Source organism: Lactobacillus sp. UMNPBX15 (assembly GCF_002553785.1).
Lineage (GTDB): Bacteria > Bacillota > Bacilli > Lactobacillales > Lactobacillaceae > Lactobacillus > Lactobacillus crispatus.
On the sequence record NZ_PCYV01000020.1, the window covers coordinates 1 to 19,164 of the forward strand.

The window sequence follows — 19,164 nt, forward strand, 5'->3', positions numbered from 1 at the left end:
ATACGAGAAAGGAACTCCTTTTTCTAATGTTTAAAGAAATAAATTTAAGGAATCATTCATCCTTACACAAACTATTTTACAGTCTCTGTTCTTTGTATCAGCAATATATTTTGGAATTGTTTTATTAACCATACCATTAATAAAGGAGAACAAAGATGTTAGACAAAACATGGCAAAAAATGTATCAAAAAGCTAAAGCAGTTCAAGGATTTCGTGAAATATCAAGCCATATGGAAGCTGGTGGAGTTGCAGCTGCAGTCTTATCTGATTCAGGTAGAACCTATACCGGGGTTTGTGTTGATACTGCGAGTACTTTAGGAGTATGCGCTGAACGCAATGCACTTTTTAATATGGTTACTAATGGTGAGTCAAATATCACACGCGTATTGGCAATTATGCCAGATGGTAAAACTGGTGCACCATGCGGAGCCTGCCGTGAATTTATGGCGCAATTGATGGAGGGACACTATCAAGATGTTGAAGTAATGCTTGATTATGAAAATGAAAAAATTGTTACTCTTGGTGAATTAACTCCTGATTGGTGGTTATAGTCATGATTACAATTGAAGCATTGCATAATTTTCCAAAGATAGAGAAAAAGTGCAATTTAAGTGCAGAAATAATTAAAACAATTCAAAAAGAAGCTTTTACTATACATAATAATGATGTTTTATGTATTGCTTCTAAGTTGATTTCTAAATCTGAAGGTCTGTTTGTTGACTTAAATTCTATTAGTCCAAGTCAATTAGCCTTACGTTTGCATCAGCAAATACCCCGAAAAGATCCAAGATTAATTCAAATTATCATTGATCAAACCGAAGATAAGAGTGGTAAGAAACTACAGATATCTAAGAACTTTATTGGTGGGTGGCTGCCGAATGGGTTGTTTTTAACCAGTGCAGGAGTAGATAAATTTGATGCGAATACTGCAATGGTTTTACCCCGAAATTGTGATGAAATTGCTAAGAAAATTAGTAAAGATATTTTTGATCAATTAAAAGTCAGAGTAGCTATTATAATTACCGATAGTGATGGGAGAATTGATAAAAAAGGTGCTACTCAAGTAGCAGTCGGACTGTATGGTATTTCTGGCTTAAGAAAAAGTCGGTATGAAGATAAAACTAATGTTGAAACTATCTGTGACATGTTAGCCGCCTCTGCAGGATTATTGATGGGGCAAAAAGGGAAAATGCTGCCTATTGTTAAAATTCATGGTATAGATTATACATTTGATAAGTTTGCAACAATTAGGGATGCAGTGAACTAGTTTTAAGAAAGTGAAGATTTCTATGATGACATCAAAATTAATTATAATTCGAGGAAACTCTGGCAGTGGCAAAACTACACTGTCTAAAGAAATTCATCGTCGATTGCCACACAATACGCTATTGATTCCACAAGATACAGTTAGAAGAGAAATGCTGAATGCCAAGGATGGAAAAATACTTCAGCACTGCCACTATTAGAAAACTTGCTTGAGTATGGTTATCATCACTGTTCTTACACTATTTTAGAAGGTATATTGAATGCGAAATGGTATGCTGATTTATTCAAAAAATCTCAGCAGCTTTTTGGTGATCAAATTTATGCCTATTATTTTGATATTCCGTTTGAAGAAACAATGAAACGCCATAAAACTCGTCATGAACATTCTTTTGGTGAAGAAAAAATGCGCTCATGGTGGAATGAAAAAGATTATCTTGGTTTTATTCCCGAGTATGCTTTTACTAGTCAGATGAATTTAGACGATGAAGTTGAAATTGTGATGAATGATATTCAAGTAGAGGACTAGCGATGGTTCGAGACTGTTTTAATGAGGATATTTAAGGGAGAGGGTATACATGAATGAAGAACCATTTATTTTAGACTTTGATTTAAATAAAAAAGCTGTAATAGAGCCTGGAGTCGAAAATTTACAGTATAAGTTTCATGAAAAATTACTTTTTGCGTTTGTTCCAGATGATGAGATTAAATCTTTTTTAGATAAACACTCTCATAAGACTTTAGGTAAATTTAAAACTGTTTCGTTTAGACCAAAAGTATATGAAGTGAAAATCAATAACCAATTAATCACTTTGTGTCAAGCTCCAGTAGGAGCATCAGCTTCAACTAAATTTTTGGATTGGTTGATTAACTACGGAGTTAATCAAGTTTTATCTGTTGGAAACGCAGGAGCTTTGGATAATCTACCTGAAAACACGATGTTTGTCCCTCAAGAAGCGATTCGCGGAGAGGGGACATCTTTTTACTACAAAGAACCAAGTAAGATTATTGCATTAGATAAAAATTTTGTAAGAAGAGTTGAGAATGAAATAAAAAATTTAGGTTTCCAATATGAAAAGGGAACAACTTGGACAACAGATGGATTTTTTAGAGAAACACCTAATCAAGTTTTGCAAGCTAAAAAACTAGGTGCAAAAACTGTAGAAATGGAGTGCTCAGCTTTAGCTGCTTGTGCAGAATTTAGAAATATAAGTTTTGCACAAATTTTGTTTACTGTCGATAGTTTAGCTGATATGGATAACTATGATAAACGTAACTGGGGCCATGATTCATATAGCGTTAGCTTGAATATTGGATCTCAGGTATTAGCGAGTTTATGATAATATTTCAACTAAAAATGGAGTGTAAAATATGAACAAACAACCATTCATTTTAGACTTTGACAAAAATAAGCATGCAGTTCTTGAACCAAATCATGATCAAGAACCATTTCATTTTCATCCAAGATTGCTTTACGCATTCGTGCCGGAAAAAGAAATTAATGCATTTTTAGATCACCATTTTCACCGTACTTTAGGTGAATTTGAGTCATGTTCTTTTAATCCTAAAATTTATGAAGTTCAAATTAATAACGAATTTTTCACTTTGTGTCAAGCGCCCTTGGGAGCACCGGCAGCTGTACAGTTGCTTGAATGGCTAATTGCTTATGGAGTAGAAAAGGTGTTAACCATTGGAACAGCAGGTGCCTTAGTAGATTTACCTGAAAATGCGATGCTACTTCCAACACGTGCAATTCGAGATGAAGGGACATCTTTTCACTATATGAATCCTGGACAACTTGTGGAACTAGATTCTATATTTTTGAAGGAAGTAGAAAAGATTTTAGTTGAGCTAAATATAGAATATGACGAGATAACGACTTGGACAACAGATGGTTTCTTTAGAGAAACGCCTAAAAAAGTGGCACAATTTCGTCAGTTAGGCGCGTCAACTGTAGAAATGGAATGTGCAGCTTTAGCAGCATGTGCTCAGTTTAGAAAGATTGATTTTGCACAATTTCTTTTCACTGCAGATACTTTAGCTGATATGGATAATTATGATGAACGTGATTGGGGCGGTAAATCGCATAGTGTAGGTTTAAATATAGGTGCAAAGGTTTTAACAAAGATTAAATAAAGAAAAAGGAAGAAGTTGAAAGTGACTTCTTCCTTTTATTATTAAATTGAATGATTATTGTCTTTTTTTATAAACCATTTTTTAGCAAAATCAATTAGCGGTTTTACATTTATTGCTTTGATGACACCATTGTTTAACTTAACCTTTTTGATAGCAGAGGGATGCTTTGCTTCAAACTCTGTCCCTAATTCATTAAAGTCATAATATGAATCCATATCAATATTTTGATATTCAGTCCAAATAGTTTTGCCACTTTCATCCAGACTAGTTGCAGCAGAACATGTTTCGGTTTTTCTACCAATTGTGGATTCTGCATAGTGCAAAACTGTACACGTTTCATAATCAGTTCCTAAAAAGATAGTTTTGCCATTATTCTGGTACAAATAATCTAAAGGACTGTCAATTCCATAAGGAATATTTAAAGGTTGATTCTGTGCAATCTTTACTTTGTTTTTGCCCCAAATAGCAATTGGCAAGTAAGGATGGGTACTTCGAACAACATCTGGCAAAGTTCTGAAATACTCTGGCGTAACCCCTAAGCCTTCTGTCATTGATGTTGTAGGATTATAAGGTGGCATAGCATCCTTAACTACTTGAATCAAAGATTTTTGTACTGGTGGATATTCCCAAGTGGCTGGATCACAATTCGTGGAAACTTGTGAGGGCATCATTATTGTTCCATTAGGCACAGCTTCTTTTAAGGCTTCGACAATGGTTTCTGGACCATTAGGAACGTAATAGAATTTACTTAGTGCAGTATGAACTAATACGGTATCATCATCTTTAATACCCGCATTTCTCAATGCACTCTTAAAATCATTTTTTGTTGTGACTGTGTTAATTATCTCTTCAGACATATGTTTTTCCTTTTGTGTTAACTTAAGTTTTTTACTGGCTTGGTCTGAAGCGGGGTACTCTAGTTTTAATTTCAGCGTTATTTATTTTAGCTTTATGATTACTCATTTGTTGTTGCTCTTTTCTAATACTAATCTATCTAACAGTTTAGCACTAAATATTATGAGAGGAGATGGGCTTTCATAATGTATAAGTTGAAAAATAGATTTAAAAGCAGACTAAAAAGTCTTAATTGATCAAAAAAATAAGGGCGATATTCGATAGTCATCGCCCGTTTACCTCGTAAAATTATTTATTGCGCATTTTTGACAAATACTTTTGATGCTTTTCTTCAACTTTTTCATCTTTTTCGATGAAGAAGTAAGCTACTGCGGCTAATACCCCTACGACTACTCCGACCAAAATAGTTTTCCAAGTGAAATTGGTTACCATGTAGCATGAAATAATTAATGCAAAAGCTGGAATAACATAGCTGAATGGGAGTTTAAAACCGTTATTTGGAAATTCATTAGTATGCTTGAATTTGATTACTGCTAAGATAGATGGTACATATTGAATAAATGAAGCCAATACAATGCAAGATACCAAGAAGAGGTATGATTGTGTGATTAAAATCATAGTGATGATTGCACTGAGTAAAATAGCTACCCAAGCAGCATCATGCTTGTTCTTTTTTCCAATCCATTTAGGTAACATTGCGTGCTCATTAGCAAGAGAAGCAATCAACGATGGAGTATTGAAAGATCCTGCAAAAGCAACGCCGATAACACTAATCAGCATCCCTGCAATTACTAGAACGTAGCCTCAATCACCAACGGCCTTTTGAAAGGCTACAGCAATAGGCGTACTATAATTAACCATCTTGGATCCTAAAATCCCGATAGCTACTAACATCATTAATGCATATAAAATAGTCACAGTGATCATCACTGAGATCAATACTTTGGGAATATTTTTCTCTGGATTATTCATCTGTTTTGCAGCAATTGGAATAAAGGAGAATCCAGTAAACATGTAAAATACTACACTAAATGCAGCACCAAAATGTTTGAAGTAAGGGCCAACACCTCTAAGGTTGCTGCTTTAGGAATCACAGGTGTAAAGTTCATTTTATGAATAAAAAAGGCACCAATGATGATAAAAATCAGAATAGTAATCATTTTGGCAGCAGAGGATAAGTTATCGACTAATTTTACAATTGTCCGACCAAATAAGTTAATAATCGTAAACAGCACAATTATTCCAATAGCTATCCCGTAGTAAACAGCGTGATTACTAAAAACAGGGGACAAAGTCTTTAAAATAGTTAACAAAGCTACTATTTCTGCCGCATATGTACAGCATCCTAAAAAACAAGTATATATTCCAAGTTCGTAGCCAGTAAATCGCCCAAAGGCGTGATATGAATAAAGCCAAGCTGCGCCTGATCCAGTAAAACGACTTGACAAGTCAGCATAACAAAGAGCAACCATACTTACTGTAAGAGCAGCACAAATTGTTACGAAAACACTCATCAAGTTCATATCTTTATAGATTGTTTGAGGTAGTAAAAAGGCACCGGACCCAATTACCCCATTAATTCCCAAGAAGTAAATAGACATGAACGAAAGATTCTTGGGAGTAACTGTTTTTTGGCATTGTTTTCACCCTCTTGATTGCTTAATATTGACAAACGCTTACAAGCTAAGATTAGTTCTTGCCATGAAAGATTGCAAAGAATAAGTGTTATTCATCCCATAAATAAAAATAGAGAAAAGTGTATAACCTCTGCATTTTTTGTTAAAATATAAGTAAGAAGATTAAGTAATGATTAGGGGATGAGATCATGATGAACAAAAAAATTATGTATATGGCAGGAGTAGTCTTAGCCTCCTTAAGTTTAGGTGCGATGACTGCTCAGACAGTTAACGCAGCTACAACTAATCCGATTCGTCAGGGTAAAAAGTTAAACTTGACTAGAAAAGCAACGATTTTTAACCGTAAAGGAGAAAAAGTTGGACATTTAAAAAAGGGCCGTGTTTACAAGATCCTAGGCATTAAATCAATTAATGGCAATAATTTTGTGAAGATTGGTAAGAATAAATTCGTTAAGGAAGGGGCATTTTTACCATACATTAAGGACACAGCCAAGACAATTAACCGCATTAAGCATCCATCATATGTTTATGATAAAAATGGTCAGCCAATTCCAGGTAAGTTTGTTAAACAAGGCTCTAAAGTTAAAAATCTTGGCCATAAAGAAATTGATGAACGGCCATTCATTCAAATTGGAGAAAACGAATACGTTAAAGCTAATAACGTATTGACTGTAATTATTAATTATTAGTAAAAGAAAAGCTATATCATGAAATGCATCATGGTATAGCTTTTTACTTGTGGATGAAAAAGCGATGTGGTTTTTTATAAGTAAATCCTTCTCCCATTGCCTCATTTACCTCAATTATTGAAACAAAAGCATGTGGATCTTCTTGCTTGATTAAAGCTTTGATTGATGTAATTTCCCGCGGTGCGACTACAACATAAATTACACGTTTTTCATTTTGTTGATAGCCACCTAAAGCTTTTAGATATGTGAAACCACGATTTAGTTTTAAATCAATCATCTTGCCAATTTGTTCATATTTGTCAGAGATAATTAATAAACCACGGGCTGTGTATGCACCTTGCTGAACGGTATCCATTACTCGGGATAAGACAAAAGAAGCTAATAATGTGTATAGCATATGCTTGATGTCTAAGTAAGATAGGGATGCGAAGAGTACTATTGCATCACAAGCTAAAAGCATTTTGCCAGACGAAATACCAAATTTTATCTGACAGATTCGGGCAATAATATCAGTTCCACCGGAAGTACCATTATATCTAAATACTAACCCTAATCCGATTCCAGACAATAACCCAGCAGAAATTGCTGAAAGGAAGAGGTCGTGTTCTAAATCTAATTGTTTTATAATAGGTACTGAATGCCAAAACCATAAGAAAAAGGAAAGACTGAGCGTTCCCCAGATTGTATAGGCTAAAAGACGTTTGCCCATAAAGCGATAGCCTAACAAAATTAGTGGAATATTCAATACAAGGGTCGATAGTCCCATGTTGATGCCCCAAAAATGCCGCAGAAGAAGTGAAATACCACTTAGTCCGCCGTCGGCTAGTTTATTGGGGACAGAAATCATGTCTAGACTTAAAGCGTAAATAGCACAGCCTAGCGCGATCATGAGGATATCAATTAAGATACTTTTGTCAATCTTACGCATAATGATTACCTCCTTTATGTCTTTCCTCAATTTTAACAAAGTGTATGGCAAAAGTAATAATAAAGACAATAAGAATTGAGATTTTAATATGATAAAGATAGATAATTTACCAGAAATTTTTACCAAGGCAATGCCCGTGTTACAGATATTAGAAAATGCAGGCTTTGAAGCGTACTTTGTGGGTGGTTCTGTCCGCGATGTTTTGTTACATCGTCATGTTCATGATGTAGACATTACTACTAGTGCTTATCCAGAAGAGGTAAAAGAGTTATTTGATAAGTCAATTGATACAGGAATTAAACATGGAACGGTGACTGTCCTTTATGGTGGTGAAAGTTATGAGATTACCACTTTTAGAACAGAATCGGGTTATCAAGATTTTCGTCGTCCAGATCATGTAACATTTGTTCAAAACTTAGATGAAGATTTAAAGCGTAGAGACTTTACGATTAACGCTCTGGCAATGGATACACGAGGGCAAATTGTTGACTTATTTAACGGACTAGATGATCTCAAAAACCATGTCATTCGTGCTGTAGGTGATCCAGAAAAAAGATTCCACGAGGATGCTTTGCGAATGATGCGGGCCGTACGTTTTATGAGTCAACTTGAATTTAAGTTAGAAAGCAAGACCCAACAGGCAATTAAGGATAATCATAAATTACTTAAAAAAATTTCAGTTGAACGAATTCGAGAAGAATTTGTAAAATTAGGTTTAGGACCACATGCTCGGCAAGCTTTTCAGGTTTTTCTTGATACAAATTTGAGTGAAGATGTACCTGATTTTGGCGGAAAAAAAGATCAACTAGCTATTTTCCCACAGTTAAAATTCAGTCCAACGATGGAAAATAGTTTGTGGTCACTGATAATTTTGCTATTGAAATTACCGAATGAACAAATTCATCGTTTTATGCGTGACTGGAAAAACTCTAATGCTATGACTGAGCAAGTCGAAAGAATTATTAATCTATTTGATTTACTTTCTAGTCATGCTCCTAGTGATTATGAATTATTCTTAGCAGGGGAAGAGACATTAATTAATACGATTGACGTTGCTCATATTGTTGGTCAACCAATTTCTTCAGAAGCTTTAGTTGATCGTTATATGGCTTTACCTATTAAAAAAGCGTCGGAACTAGCCGTTGATGGGAGATTTTTAATAGATCGCGGGATGCGACCAGGTGCAAAATTGGGGCAGACTTTGAATAAAATTCGAGAGTTAGTTGTTTCAGGTGAAGTTGAGAATAATCAAGAAGCGATTGAAAGCTATTTGACTACAATTGAATAGAAAGAAAAATGTAGCAGAATTCAACTGCTACATTTTTTAAACATAAAGTAAAACGGAAAAGTACATTAAGATTGAACCGAGCATAACAAATAAATGCCAGATAGTATGGATAAAGGGAACATTGCGCATACTGAACAGAATCGCGCCGATTGTGTAAGCAATGCCACCACTAACTAATAGCCAGAATCCAGTTGGACTTAAGCGAACATATAAATAAGATCCTGACAAGATAACTAACCATCCCATTGCAACATAGAGGATTGTATCAAGTATGACGTGTTTACCACGATTGAAGATGTAGTAAATGATGCCAAAGATGGTTAGGCCCCAGATCAAGCCAAATAAAGTCCAACCCCAGGCTCCACCAATTGCAACAAGTGAATATGGAGTATAAGATCCTGCAATCAAAAGAAAGATTGAAGAATGGTCAAAAATTTGAAAAATATTTTTGGCCCGTGTAAAAACTAAACTGTGATATAGTGTGGAAAATAAATAAAGCAGTACCAGGCAAGAGCCATAAATTGTGAAAGTAACAACTCGCATCGGGCTGCCTGTATGAGCTGCCTTTACAATTAAAATTACTAAGCCGGTAACTGCTAGTCCGAAACCAATCCCATGAGTTATGGCACTAAAAATATTATCTAGAAGGTAGTACCTTTCTGATCGTTGTTCTGGTTGCTGCCAAAGTTTGCTAATTTTCATGAAGTGTAATCAATCCTTTTTTCTTCTAATAGTTTTTTGATACAATACAGTATATATGTTGCTTACATTTTATCATAAATCGGGTAAACAAATTAGAATTGAAGGCGAATACGTTGTCGAAGATAAAAGTTATGACGGACTCTTCCGTCCAATTAACACCAGAAGAAGTTGAAAAATATGACATTACAGTAGTCCCATTGACGATTACCATCGACGGTAAGTCATATGTGGATGGGATTGATATCACTAGAAGTGATTTTGTCAAGAAGATGAACGAAGCGGAGAGCTTACCTAAGACTAGTCAGCCACCAATTGGCCGTTTTGTTGATGTGATTAAAAAATTAACTGCAGATGGCAGTCAAGTGATTGGTATTTTCTTAGCTAAATCATTAAGTGGTACGATAGATGCCGCTCGTCAAGCTGCAGAAATTGCAGGTCAAAGCGATAATGTTACAATTATTGACTCTGAACTAACCGACAGGGCAGAAGGCTTCCAAGTTTTGGCTGCTGCTAAGGATGCTCAGGCTGGTAAAAGCATGGCTGAGATTATTGATCATGTTAAAAAGATTCGTAGTACTCAAAAACTGGAAATGATGGTAGTTAATTTACAAAACTTAATCAAGGGTGGCCGTTTAGGTGCACTTTCTGGTCGAATTGCTACTATGCTTAATATTAGAATCGCTCTTCAGATGCCACAAGGTAAGTTAATCGTAGCCAAAAAAGGACGAGGTAAGAAATTTACACGTGCTTTTGATGAACGAGTGTTAAAAGAAATCGCAGATAATAAAGAGCATATTAAAGAAGTAGGCATTTCGTACGTTGATACACCTGAATTAATGGAAGAATTAGCTGAAAAAATTCGTGCAATCAATCCTGCGATTAATGTTTTAGTGGCAGAGACAAGTCCAATTATCGCAACACATGCTGGCAATGGTGCTTATGCGATCTTATATTATGTGGAGTAATTATGGCTTACCGAGAAAGTTTTTATCGATATTTAATGACGCAAAGGGATGCAGATTCAGCTGATGACGTAGCTCAATTTGCGAATAATGCGCAGCATGACCTGACTTTTCCTAAGCAAGAACAAGATTATGAGAAATTGTCAGATTATTTGGAATTGAATGCTAGTTATTTACCAAGTATGTCAATTTTTGATCGTGCTTATCGAATGTATGAAGACAAAATGATGTATTAAGCCCAAGCCTGATAGATGCCTGGGCTTTTTTATTAAGTGGGTAGAAAAATGCAGGTAGTAATTTTTATTGGTTTTATTGTCTTTGCGGTAGCATTTGCGACGATTATTCAACAACGCTTTTTGAAGAGAATATCAGTTAATTACATTGCAATGGCGATTGGAGCGGCTATTGCACTAGTACCACAAACTAATTCATTAATTGAGAGCTTTAGCTCGGAATTATTTATGGGCTTGATTGTAGCGCCATTACTATTTTTTGAGGGACAACGTACTAGGTTGTACAATGTTTTACGTTCGTGGCGTGCAATAGTTGGGTTAACGGTTATTATGATTATCTTGGCAACTATAACTGCGGGATTCGGGATCTATTTTAGTATGGGTCTCTCTACCACTGGCTTTTATTCTGGCTGCAATTTCAATGCCAACAGATGCTACAGCAACAGAATCTGTAACACATGGATTGAAGCTGCCTAAGAAGATTGCTTTTTACCTAAAAGATGAGTCTTTGTTTAATGACGCTTCAGGTATCATTTTGCTTAATATGGCAGTTGATTGGTACTTGCATCAAGAATTACGGATTGGACAAGCAATAGGTAATTTTTTATATTCTGCAGGTGGAGGTATTTTTCTAGGAGCTTTGGTGGCTACTTTATTAGTTTTCTTGCGTCAGGAAAGTTTTCGCTCCAAATATCATTTATCTGCTGGTGTTGCAATGCCGGTTGAAGTCATATTCTTTTTGACACCGTTAATAATATATTTTTTAGCAGAAGAAATTCACGTTTCTGGAATTATTGCAGTCGTTGCAGCCGGATTGATTCATAACGTTGAATCTGAGCGAAGCAGGCTTACTAATGCCTTTATTTTTTATAACGGAATAATTTTATACCTAGCTAATTTGCTTATTAGATACTTTTATTATCGATTTAGCCCTTCTATTAAAGGAAAAACGAGTAATAAAGAAGCATTGATTTTTAGTCTGGATGGCATTCATGGAGCAGTTACTTTTGCCTTGGCATATACGTTATATGATTTACGCATTAATGTAGCAGATTTCCATTTAATTTTGGTGAGTGAAATTACGCTTATTTTACTAAGTATGATTGTTCCAACAATTGTTTTTCACATGATCTTGGACAAAGATATACCTGATTTTGATCAAAGAAAGGAAGTTGATCGAGTTCGTGTGGCAATGATTGAGTATGCTATGGATCAAATGAAAAAGATCTATTTACCTAAAAAGATTCGAAAACAATTAGAATTCGATTTAAGGGCACAAATGAATCAAACTTCTATGGTTGATTTTGCTAGGGAAATAAAGTATACAATTAAACAAAAAGAATTGCCCGATGATCAGAAAGAATTTAGAGCTGAGGTATATAGATATGCTTTTAGACAAGAACGTGACTATTTAGGTAAAATTGCACAACAAGAGAGAATATCGTTGAGGCTTTCTGGCTTTATATAGACAGATTTTGATGTCAGAAGTGGTGTTCTTAGATGATGAAAATGATTAATTTTAGAAAGAAGAGATAATATGGCAACAATTCAATGGTATCCGGGGCATATGAACAAGGCTCGTAATCAACTGGAAGATAAGTTAGGACTGATTGATGTTTTGGTGGAAGTACTTGATGCCCGAATTCCGCAAGCTTCAAGAAATCCAATGATTGAAGAACTAGTTGGTAATAAACCACATATTATTATCTTAAATAAGGCTGATTTAGCTGATCCAGTTTTAACAAAGGCATGGGCAGCAGAATTAGCTGGAGATAATAAGTATGTTTTGGCACTTGACTCCTTGCACAATACTAATATGCAGAAGTTGGTTTCCTTAGTAAAAAAGGCGGCAGCTGCTAAAACAGAGAAGCTAGAAGCACGAGGGGCCTCAAATCCTACTATTAGAATTGCTTTGGCAGGTATTCCTAACTGTGGCAAGTCAACGGTGATTAATCGTTTAGTTGGTCGGAACGTGGCTGAAGTCGGTAACAAACCAGGTGTAACTAAGGGACAAAGATGGCTGAAAACAAATGCTAATATTCAAGTGCTCGATACACCAGGGATTTTATGGCCTAAATTTTCTGATCAGGAAGTTGGTTATAAATTAGCTGCTTTCGGTGCAATTAAGGATAGTGTTTTTCATGCAGATGATGTAGCATTATTTGTTTTGAAAAATTTACGTGAATTTTATGCTAAGGATCTGCTTAAATTTTCTAAATTACCTGAACAGCAAATTGCTGATATGGCTGATCCAGATTTGCTTTTGGCAATGACTGAAAAATATGGCATGCGTGATGATTATGATCGTTTTTCATTATTTATGTTACAAAAATTGCGTAAGGGTGCAATCGGAAGGATTACGTTAGATAGACCATGACAATTAAAGAAATAAAAGAACTGTTGAAATCTGAGGTCTCTGAAGCCCAAATTAACGAACTTGAGGCAGATCCGCGGGCCGGCGTACAAAAATTGTTAGTTAGTTATCGTAAGCGTCAAGCAAAATTACTAGCAAAAAAAGAAGAGTTTTTGTGTCGCTTTTCTTATGAAAAAAAGTTCTGGGAAAAGGGACAATTAGTAGCGGGTGTTGATGAGGTAGGACGTGGCCCTTTAGCTGGACCGGTAGTAACTGCTGCTGTGATAATTGATCAAGATTTTGATTTATTAGATGTAAACGACTCGAAGAAATTGAGCCCAGAGAAACGATTGAAGTTATATCCTAAAATTTTAGCGGAAGCAGTTAGTGTTGGTATTGGAGTAAAAAGTGCAGAGGTAATCGATCAAATTAATATTTATGAAGCTGACCGTCAAGCGATGGCTCAAGCAGTACGAGCACTTGATGTTAAGCCGAATGCACTTTTGGTAGATGCAATGAATGTGCCAGTAAATCTACCCCAAGTTAAATTGATTAAGGGAGATGCTAAGTCGAATTCAATTGCGGCAGCTTCAATTGTGGCCAAGGTCTTTCGAGATCAATTGATGGATGATTATGATAGAATATACCCTCAATATTGCTTTCATCATAATGCAGGATATGGCACCAAGGAGCACATTGAAGCCTTGAAAAAGTATGGCCCTACGCTAATTCACCGCAAAACATTTGCTCCAGTCAGTGATTTTTTTGAATAAATTTCAATTTATAAAAAAATAATGGTCTCTTTTTGCGTAATAAATAGTGGAGGGCTTTTTTTATGAAAAAAACAGAATTTCTACTAAAATTAAAATTGCAAAAAGGGATTGGTTATGTTAAATTGCTGACAATTGCTAATCAGTTAACTGATGAAACAGAAATTGAATTTGAAGAATTAGAACAAATTGAATTAACTGAGGAGCTAATGGATGCATGCTATCGCGCTTTTCAGGATGATCAGTTGGATCAAATGGTACAACAAATTGAACAGCAGTGTGACGTAATCAGTTTTTTCGATGAAGCATATCCAGAAAAACTACGTCAAATTTATCGACCACCTATGGTATTGTTTACCCGAGGAGATATTTCTTTACTGCAAAAAGAAATCATTACAATTGTTGGCTCACGCTATCCGACTAAGTATAGTCAAGATGTTATTAATCGCTTGGTACCTAATATTGTGCAATCTGGTCAGGTTGTAGCAAGTGGCTTAGCAAAAGGCGTTGATGCCTTAGCTCATAAGGCTGCACTTTTCAACCAAGGAAAAACAATTGCGGTTATTGGCAATGGTTTAAATTTTTCATATCCAATGCAAAATTTTGCTTTACAAGAAGAGATTGTGCAAAAGGGACTATTGATTAGTGAATATTTGCCTGATACACCACCGCGTCCGTATCGTTTTCCTGAACGCAACCGTATCTTGGCCGGCTTAAGTCAAAGCGTAATCGTTACTGAGGCTAAAGAAAAGTCGGGTTCACTGATTACTGCTAATTTAGCGTTACAAGAAAATCGCGATATTTATGCAGTGCCTGGACCAATTACTAATGCATTGTCTGCAGGTCCCAATCAATTAATTGAAGCAGGAGCTACGCCAATTGTTGATTTTAAATTTAACAAGATAAAGATTTGACAATTCAGAAAGTATTAGTTATTTTTGGACTGTACCCATAAAATAAAATAAGAATTAAGGAGGCAGTTAATGCCTACTAAAGCGAAAAGTAAAACAACAAAAAAACGTAAAAAGACCTTAGTCATTGTGGAATCACCTGCAAAAGCTAAGACTATTGAAAAATATTTAGGAAGAAACTATCACGTTATTGCTTCCAAGGGGCATATTCGTGATCTGCCTAAGTCACAAATGGGAATCGACTTTGAAGACGACTATAAGCCTAAGTATATTTCCATTCGTGGTAAAGGCGATACCATTAAAGAATTAAAAAGCGAAGCCAAGAAGGCTAAGGATGTTTATTTAGCATCCGACCCCGATCGTGAAGGCGAAGCAATTGCTTGGCACGTAGCGCACGCATTGAATCTTGACGAAAAAGCCAAGAATAGAGTAACTTTTAACGAAGTTACCAAGGATGCAGTTAAAGAAAGCTTCAAGCATCCCCGGACAATTGATATGGATACAGTTTATGCCCAACAGGCAAGACGTGTACTTGATCGAATTGTAGGGTATTCACTTTCACCAATTCTTTGGGCCAAAGTTAAAAAAGGTTTATCTGCAGGACGTGTACAATCAGTTGCCTTAAAATTAGTGATTGATCGTGAAAAGGAGATCAAGAACTTTAAGCCAAAAGAATATTGGTCAATTGATGCGGAATTTGCTAAGGGTAAAGAAACTTTTAAATCTGCCTTTTATGGTGTTGATGGCAAAAAGAAAGAATTGCCTAATATCGATTCTGTTAAGGATGTTTTGGCTAAAATCGATAAGAAAAAGGACTTTGTAGTAGATAAAGTTGTTGCTCGGCAACGTCGGCGTCAGCCAGCAGCCCCATTTACAACTTCTACAATGCAGCAAGAAGCCAATAAGCGTTTAGGTTATCGTACTCGTAGAACTATGAGTATTGCTCAGCAATTATATGAAGGGATTTCTTTAGGTAAGCAAGGAACAGTTGGTTTGATTACTTATATGAGAACTGACTCTAAGAGAACATCACCAGTTGCCCAACAAGAGGCTTCTAAGTTTTTGCATGAAAATTATGGTGCAGAATTTGCAGCTAAGAGTCAACGCCATTTTAAGAATCAAGAAGACGCACAAGATGCTCACGAGGCCATTCGCCCAACATCTGTATATCGCACACCGGAGTCATTAAAGAGTATACTAACTACGGAACAATATCGTTTATACAAATTGATTTGGTCACGTTTTTTGGCCAGTGAAATGACCCCAGCTGTTTATGATACTGTTCGTGCAGATATTGTTCAAAATGGTGTGATTTTTAGAACTACTGGTTCTAAATTGAAATTTACTGGTTTCACCAAGGTTTATGATAATCAACAAGAAAAGAATGTTGACTTACCTGATCTTGAAGAGGGTGACAAGGTCAAGATGACTAAGTCCGATAACAAACAGCACTTTACGTTACCACCAGCACGCTATACTGAAGCATCATTAGTTCACGCATTGGAAGAAAATGGCGTGGGCCGTCCTTCAACTTATGCACCTACAATAGATACAATTCAACGCCGCTATTATGTTAAACTTGATGGTCGTTCAATTGTACCAACTGAATTAGGTGAAATTGTTGATGGCTTAATTGAAAGCTTCTTCCCAGATATTACTGATGTTGATTACACCGCCCGACTTGAAAATGAATTGGATGAAGTCGAAGATGGTAAAAAGGATTGGGTTCATGTTGTTGACGAATACTATCAACCGTTTAAGAAAGAATTAAATAAGGCTGATAGTGAAATCGAAAAGGTACAAATCAAGGATGAGCCAGCTGGCTTTAATTGTGATATTTGTGGTGCACCAATGGTGATTAAGATGGGACGCTATGGCAAGTTCTATGCTTGTTCTCGTTTCCCAGATTGTCGTAATACTAAGCCAATCATTAAAGAAATCGGTGTAGTTTGTCCAAAATGTGGCAAAGGTCAGGTTGTCGAAAAGAAATCACGTAGAAATCGTAAATTCTACGGCTGTTCTCGTTATCCAGAATGCGACTTTGTCTCATGGGACAAGCCAATTGGCAGAAATTGTCCAAATGATGGCCACTTTTTAGTAGAAAAGCATTCTAAAAAAGGTCCAGTGATTCTTTGTCCTAACGGTGATTATCGTGAAGACAGTGAAAATGAAAAAACAATTAACATAGAAAATATAGGTGAGTAAATGCCAAAAAATGTAACAGTTATTGGTGCAGGTCTTGCTGGTAGTGAAGCAACTTGGCAATTAGCTAAGCGTGGTATTCATGTTGACCTTTATGAAATGCGACCAAAAAAGGAGACTCCAGCTCATGAAACTGGTGAATTTGCAGAACTGGTTTGTACCAATTCAATGAGATCAAATCAATTATCTAATGCTGTAGGTCTTTTAAAAGAAGAAATGCGCCATTTAGATTCATTGATCATGAAAGCTGCCGACAAAACTCAAGTGCCTGCAGGTGGAGCATTAGCCGTTGATCGTGATAGTTTTAGTAAATACGTAACTGACACTTTGCGTGGGTTAGAGAATGTAACTGTTCACGAAGAAGAAGTTACTGAAATTCCGAAAGATGGGATTACAATTATTGCAACTGGTCCGTTAACTAGTGATGCTTTAGCTGGACAGATTCAAAAATTTTCTGGAACTGATAGTTTACATTTCTTTGATGCAGCAGCTCCGATTGTGGCCGCTGACTCGATTGATATGAACATTGTTTATAAAAAGTCGCGTTATGATCGTGGTGAAGCTGCATATTTGAATTGTCCTATGACTAAAGAGCAATATGAAAAGTTTAGTCAGGAATTAATTAACGCTGAAACTGCGCAATTACATGGTTTTGAAAATAGCGATGTTTTTGAGGGGTGTATGCCAATTGAAGTAATGGCAGCGCGTGGTGCTAAAACAATGCTTTTTGGTCCACTTAAACCAGTAGGATTAGAAGATCCACATACAGGCAAAACTCCTTATGCAGTTGTACAGTTGCGCCAAGATAATGCTGCAGCTTCAATGTATAATATTGTTGGTTTCCAAACTCATTTGAAATTTGGTGAACAAAAACGAGTATTTTCAATGATCCCAGGCTTAGAAAATGCACGTTTCGTTCGTTATGGTAAAATGCATCGTAATACTTATATGGCTTCACCAGAAGTTTTGACAGCTTCTTACGAGGCAAAAGAGCAGCCTGGATTATTTTTTGCAGGCCAGATGACAGGTGTTGAAGGCTATGTAGAAAGTGCAGGTAGTGGCTTAGTAGCAGGAATTAATGCAGCACGTGAAGCTATGGGGAAAGATACTGTGGCTTTCCCAAAAGATACTGCGTTAGGCTCAATGGCTAACTACATAACTACTACGAGTGCTAAACATTTCCAACCAATGAATGCTAGTTTTGCTTTGCTACCTCCACTAGAGGGTAAGAAGATTCGCAAGAAGCGTGAGCGCCATGAGAAGGTCAGTGAACGTGGTCTTGCTAGTTTAGATGAATTTAAGACGGAAGTTTTAGATTAATGAACCAAAGGCAAAGTGAGTTAGATCAATTTTTATCATATTTACAAAATGAGCGTCATTATAGTGCGAAAACCGTTTTAGCTTATCAAACAGATTTGCATGAAGCGGAAAGGTTTTGGCATGAAAATGGTGGATTCCCAGGTTGGACTAAAGTAAGAGAACGTGATATCCAGGTTTATCTACAATATTTAGCAGAACGCAAGTTAGCCCGTAGTAGTCAGTTGCGCAAGATGTCCAGCCTGCATTCTTTTTACCGCTTTTTAACCCGCCGCAAACTAGTGGCAATCGATCCAACTCAGGGTATTACTTTACGCAGTGGTGAGAAAAAATTACCGCAATTTTTTTACCAGCCTGAATTAAAGCAGGTTTTTGATTCATTGAAGGGAAATAAGCCTTTGACGATGAGAAATTTGGCAATGTTTGAACTGTTTTATGCGACAGGAATGCGGGTAAGTGAGGTTAGTAATCTTACTTTGAATCAACTTGATTTAGACTTACAGACAATTTTGGTTCACGGTAAAGGAAATAAAGACCGCTATGTTGCTTTTGATGATAAAACAAAAAAATCTTTGATTGCTTATTTAGAAAATGCACGTCCATTATTACTTAAAAATGATGATGAACAGCATGTATTTTTAAATAATCAAGGAACTGGCATTACTAGCCGCGGAATTGAAACTGTAATGCAAAAAACTTTTAATCAGGCAGGAATTAGTGGTAAAGTACACCCACATGAGTTGCGACATAGCTTTGCTACCGCGATGCTTAATAATGGAGCAGATTTGCGAAGTGTCCAAGAGTTATTAGGACACAGTAGTCTATCAGCAACGCAAATCTATACTCATGTAACAATGGCTCATTTAAAATCAGATTATCAAAAATATTTTCCTCGTAATAAAGAAAGTTGAGGTTTAA

19 protein-coding genes and 2 pseudogenes are annotated in these 19,164 nt (G+C 36.1%); 17 read left to right on the plus strand and 4 right to left on the minus strand.

Features of this window, described 5'->3' with window-relative positions; genetic code table 11:
* Positions 1-155 precede the first annotated feature (155 nt).
* The 5 genes and pseudogenes from CP366_RS05990 (at position 156) to CP366_RS06010 (ending at position 3,399) form a co-directional block, all read left to right on the plus strand.
* Complete coding sequence (locus CP366_RS05990; RefSeq protein ID WP_057726934.1) at positions 156-551, plus strand: cytidine deaminase; 396 nt, start codon at positions 156-158, stop codon at positions 549-551.
* A 2-nt stretch (positions 552-553) separates the two neighbouring features.
* On the plus strand, positions 554-1,267 hold the full coding sequence (locus CP366_RS05995; protein ID WP_089147871.1) for a coenzyme F420-0:L-glutamate ligase: 714 nt from the start codon (positions 554-556) through the stop codon (positions 1,265-1,267).
* Positions 1,268-1,292: 25 nt separating this feature from the next.
* Positions 1,293-1,792: pseudogene (locus tag CP366_RS06000) on the plus strand (kinase).
* Between the two features lie 49 nt (positions 1,793-1,841).
* A complete protein-coding gene (locus tag CP366_RS06005) occupies positions 1,842-2,603 on the plus strand; it encodes a nucleoside phosphorylase (protein ID WP_089147870.1) in 762 nt (253 codons plus the stop codon).
* Positions 2,604-2,634: 31 nt separating this feature from the next.
* The gene (locus CP366_RS06010; protein ID WP_089143431.1) at positions 2,635-3,399 is read left to right on the plus strand and encodes a nucleoside phosphorylase; all 765 of its coding nucleotides are present in this window, start codon (positions 2,635-2,637) and stop codon (positions 3,397-3,399) included.
* A 41-nt stretch (positions 3,400-3,440) separates the two neighbouring features.
* Here CP366_RS06010 and CP366_RS06015 read toward each other — a convergent pair whose 3' ends face one another.
* Positions 3,441-4,256 (minus strand): aminoglycoside N(3)-acetyltransferase, encoded by an 816-nt coding sequence (locus tag CP366_RS06015; protein WP_089147869.1) that lies wholly within the window; start codon positions 4,254-4,256, stop codon positions 3,441-3,443.
* Between the two features lie 286 nt (positions 4,257-4,542).
* Positions 4,543-5,855 (minus strand): annotated as a pseudogene (locus CP366_RS10930) (APC family permease).
* A gap of 224 nt (positions 5,856-6,079) precedes the next feature.
* Here CP366_RS10930 and CP366_RS06025 point away from each other — a divergent pair.
* A complete protein-coding gene (locus tag CP366_RS06025; protein WP_089147010.1) occupies positions 6,080-6,580 on the plus strand; it encodes an SLAP domain-containing protein in 501 nt (166 codons plus the stop codon).
* A gap of 43 nt (positions 6,581-6,623) precedes the next feature.
* Here the strand turns inward: CP366_RS06025 and CP366_RS06030 are convergent, their stop codons facing one another.
* Positions 6,624-7,508, minus strand: a complete 885-nt coding sequence (locus tag CP366_RS06030) for a YitT family protein (protein WP_089147011.1) — start codon at positions 7,506-7,508, stop codon at positions 6,624-6,626.
* A gap of 88 nt (positions 7,509-7,596) precedes the next feature.
* Between CP366_RS06030 and CP366_RS06035 the strand changes: the two genes are divergently transcribed.
* Positions 7,597-8,796 carry a CCA tRNA nucleotidyltransferase gene (locus CP366_RS06035; protein WP_005720213.1) on the plus strand — a complete coding sequence of 400 codons (1,200 nt, stop codon included), beginning with the start codon at positions 7,597-7,599 and terminating at the stop codon, positions 8,794-8,796.
* A gap of 36 nt (positions 8,797-8,832) precedes the next feature.
* On the opposite strand, the gene CP366_RS06040 is transcribed toward CP366_RS06035, so the two are convergent.
* On the minus strand, positions 8,833-9,498 hold the full coding sequence (locus CP366_RS06040) for a hemolysin III family protein (protein WP_005720215.1): 666 nt from the start codon (positions 9,496-9,498) through the stop codon (positions 8,833-8,835).
* Positions 9,499-9,611: 113 nt separating this feature from the next.
* Here CP366_RS06040 and CP366_RS06045 point away from each other — a divergent pair, with 113 nt between their 5' ends.
* The 10 genes from CP366_RS06045 (at position 9,612) to xerA (ending at position 19,157) form a co-directional block, all read left to right on the plus strand.
* Positions 9,612-10,463: a DegV family protein gene (locus CP366_RS06045; protein ID WP_005722333.1), complete on the plus strand. Its 852-nt coding sequence runs from the start codon at positions 9,612-9,614 to the stop codon at positions 10,461-10,463.
* Positions 10,464-10,465: 2 nt separating this feature from the next.
* Positions 10,466-10,696: a YozE family protein gene (locus CP366_RS06050; protein ID WP_005722332.1), complete on the plus strand. Its 231-nt coding sequence runs from the start codon at positions 10,466-10,468 to the stop codon at positions 10,694-10,696.
* Between the two features lie 48 nt (positions 10,697-10,744).
* A complete protein-coding gene (locus CP366_RS11065; protein WP_023488718.1) occupies positions 10,745-11,170 on the plus strand; it encodes a cation:proton antiporter in 426 nt (141 codons plus the stop codon).
* The gene (locus CP366_RS06055; protein ID WP_255404453.1) at positions 11,115-12,161 is read left to right on the plus strand and encodes a cation:proton antiporter; all 1,047 of its coding nucleotides are present in this window, start codon (positions 11,115-11,117) and stop codon (positions 12,159-12,161) included. The genes CP366_RS11065 and CP366_RS06055 overlap by 56 nt, the downstream gene beginning before the upstream one ends.
* Before the next feature lie 69 nt (positions 12,162-12,230).
* Positions 12,231-13,070 (plus strand): ribosome biogenesis GTPase YlqF, encoded by an 840-nt coding sequence (gene ylqF, locus CP366_RS06060; RefSeq protein WP_057727025.1) that lies wholly within the window; start codon positions 12,231-12,233, stop codon positions 13,068-13,070.
* Positions 13,067-13,819, plus strand: a complete 753-nt coding sequence (locus CP366_RS06065; RefSeq protein WP_013086317.1) for a ribonuclease HII — start codon at positions 13,067-13,069, stop codon at positions 13,817-13,819. The genes ylqF and CP366_RS06065 overlap by 4 nt, the downstream gene beginning before the upstream one ends.
* A gap of 62 nt (positions 13,820-13,881) precedes the next feature.
* Positions 13,882-14,730, plus strand: a complete 849-nt coding sequence (dprA, locus tag CP366_RS06070; RefSeq protein ID WP_089147868.1) for a DNA-processing protein DprA — start codon at positions 13,882-13,884, stop codon at positions 14,728-14,730.
* 69 nt (positions 14,731-14,799) lie between these two features.
* Positions 14,800-16,932: a type I DNA topoisomerase gene (gene topA / locus CP366_RS06075; RefSeq protein WP_089147867.1), complete on the plus strand. Its 2,133-nt coding sequence runs from the start codon at positions 14,800-14,802 to the stop codon at positions 16,930-16,932.
* Positions 16,933-18,249, plus strand: a complete 1,317-nt coding sequence (trmFO, locus tag CP366_RS06080) for a methylenetetrahydrofolate--tRNA-(uracil(54)-C(5))-methyltransferase (FADH(2)-oxidizing) TrmFO (protein WP_023488723.1) — start codon at positions 16,933-16,935, stop codon at positions 18,247-18,249. It abuts the gene before it with no gap.
* On the plus strand, positions 18,249-19,157 hold the full coding sequence (gene xerA, locus CP366_RS06085; protein WP_089147866.1) for a site-specific tyrosine recombinase/integron integrase: 909 nt from the start codon (positions 18,249-18,251) through the stop codon (positions 19,155-19,157). The genes trmFO and xerA overlap by 1 nt, the downstream gene beginning before the upstream one ends.
* The last annotated feature ends 7 nt before the right edge of the window (positions 19,158-19,164 follow it).

Coding starts and splice junctions, on each gene's coding strand:
- CP366_RS05990 (WP_057726934.1), top strand. CDS start 156: ATGTTAGACAAAACATGGCAAAAAATGTATCAAAAAGCTAAAGCAGTT.
- CP366_RS05995 (WP_089147871.1), top strand. CDS start 554: ATGATTACAATTGAAGCATTGCATAATTTTCCAAAGATAGAGAAAAAG.
- CP366_RS06005 (WP_089147870.1), top strand. CDS start 1,842: ATGAATGAAGAACCATTTATTTTAGACTTTGATTTAAATAAAAAAGCT.
- CP366_RS06010 (WP_089143431.1), top strand. CDS start 2,635: ATGAACAAACAACCATTCATTTTAGACTTTGACAAAAATAAGCATGCA.
- CP366_RS06015 (WP_089147869.1), bottom strand. CDS start 4,256: ATGTCTGAAGAGATAATTAACACAGTCACAACAAAAAATGATTTTAAG.
- CP366_RS06025 (WP_089147010.1), top strand. CDS start 6,080: ATGATGAACAAAAAAATTATGTATATGGCAGGAGTAGTCTTAGCCTCC.
- CP366_RS06030 (WP_089147011.1), bottom strand. CDS start 7,508: ATGCGTAAGATTGACAAAAGTATCTTAATTGATATCCTCATGATCGCG.
- CP366_RS06035 (WP_005720213.1), top strand. CDS start 7,597: ATGATAAAGATAGATAATTTACCAGAAATTTTTACCAAGGCAATGCCC.
- CP366_RS06040 (WP_005720215.1), bottom strand. CDS start 9,498: ATGAAAATTAGCAAACTTTGGCAGCAACCAGAACAACGATCAGAAAGG.
- CP366_RS06050 (WP_005722332.1), top strand. CDS start 10,466: ATGGCTTACCGAGAAAGTTTTTATCGATATTTAATGACGCAAAGGGAT.
- CP366_RS11065 (WP_023488718.1), top strand. CDS start 10,745: ATGCAGGTAGTAATTTTTATTGGTTTTATTGTCTTTGCGGTAGCATTT.
- CP366_RS06055 (WP_255404453.1), top strand. CDS start 11,115: ATGCCAACAGATGCTACAGCAACAGAATCTGTAACACATGGATTGAAG.
- ylqF (WP_057727025.1), top strand. CDS start 12,231: ATGGCAACAATTCAATGGTATCCGGGGCATATGAACAAGGCTCGTAAT.
- CP366_RS06065 (WP_013086317.1), top strand. CDS start 13,067: ATGACAATTAAAGAAATAAAAGAACTGTTGAAATCTGAGGTCTCTGAA.
- dprA (WP_089147868.1), top strand. CDS start 13,882: ATGAAAAAAACAGAATTTCTACTAAAATTAAAATTGCAAAAAGGGATT.
- topA (WP_089147867.1), top strand. CDS start 14,800: ATGCCTACTAAAGCGAAAAGTAAAACAACAAAAAAACGTAAAAAGACC.
- trmFO (WP_023488723.1), top strand. CDS start 16,933: ATGCCAAAAAATGTAACAGTTATTGGTGCAGGTCTTGCTGGTAGTGAA.
- xerA (WP_089147866.1), top strand. CDS start 18,249: ATGAACCAAAGGCAAAGTGAGTTAGATCAATTTTTATCATATTTACAA.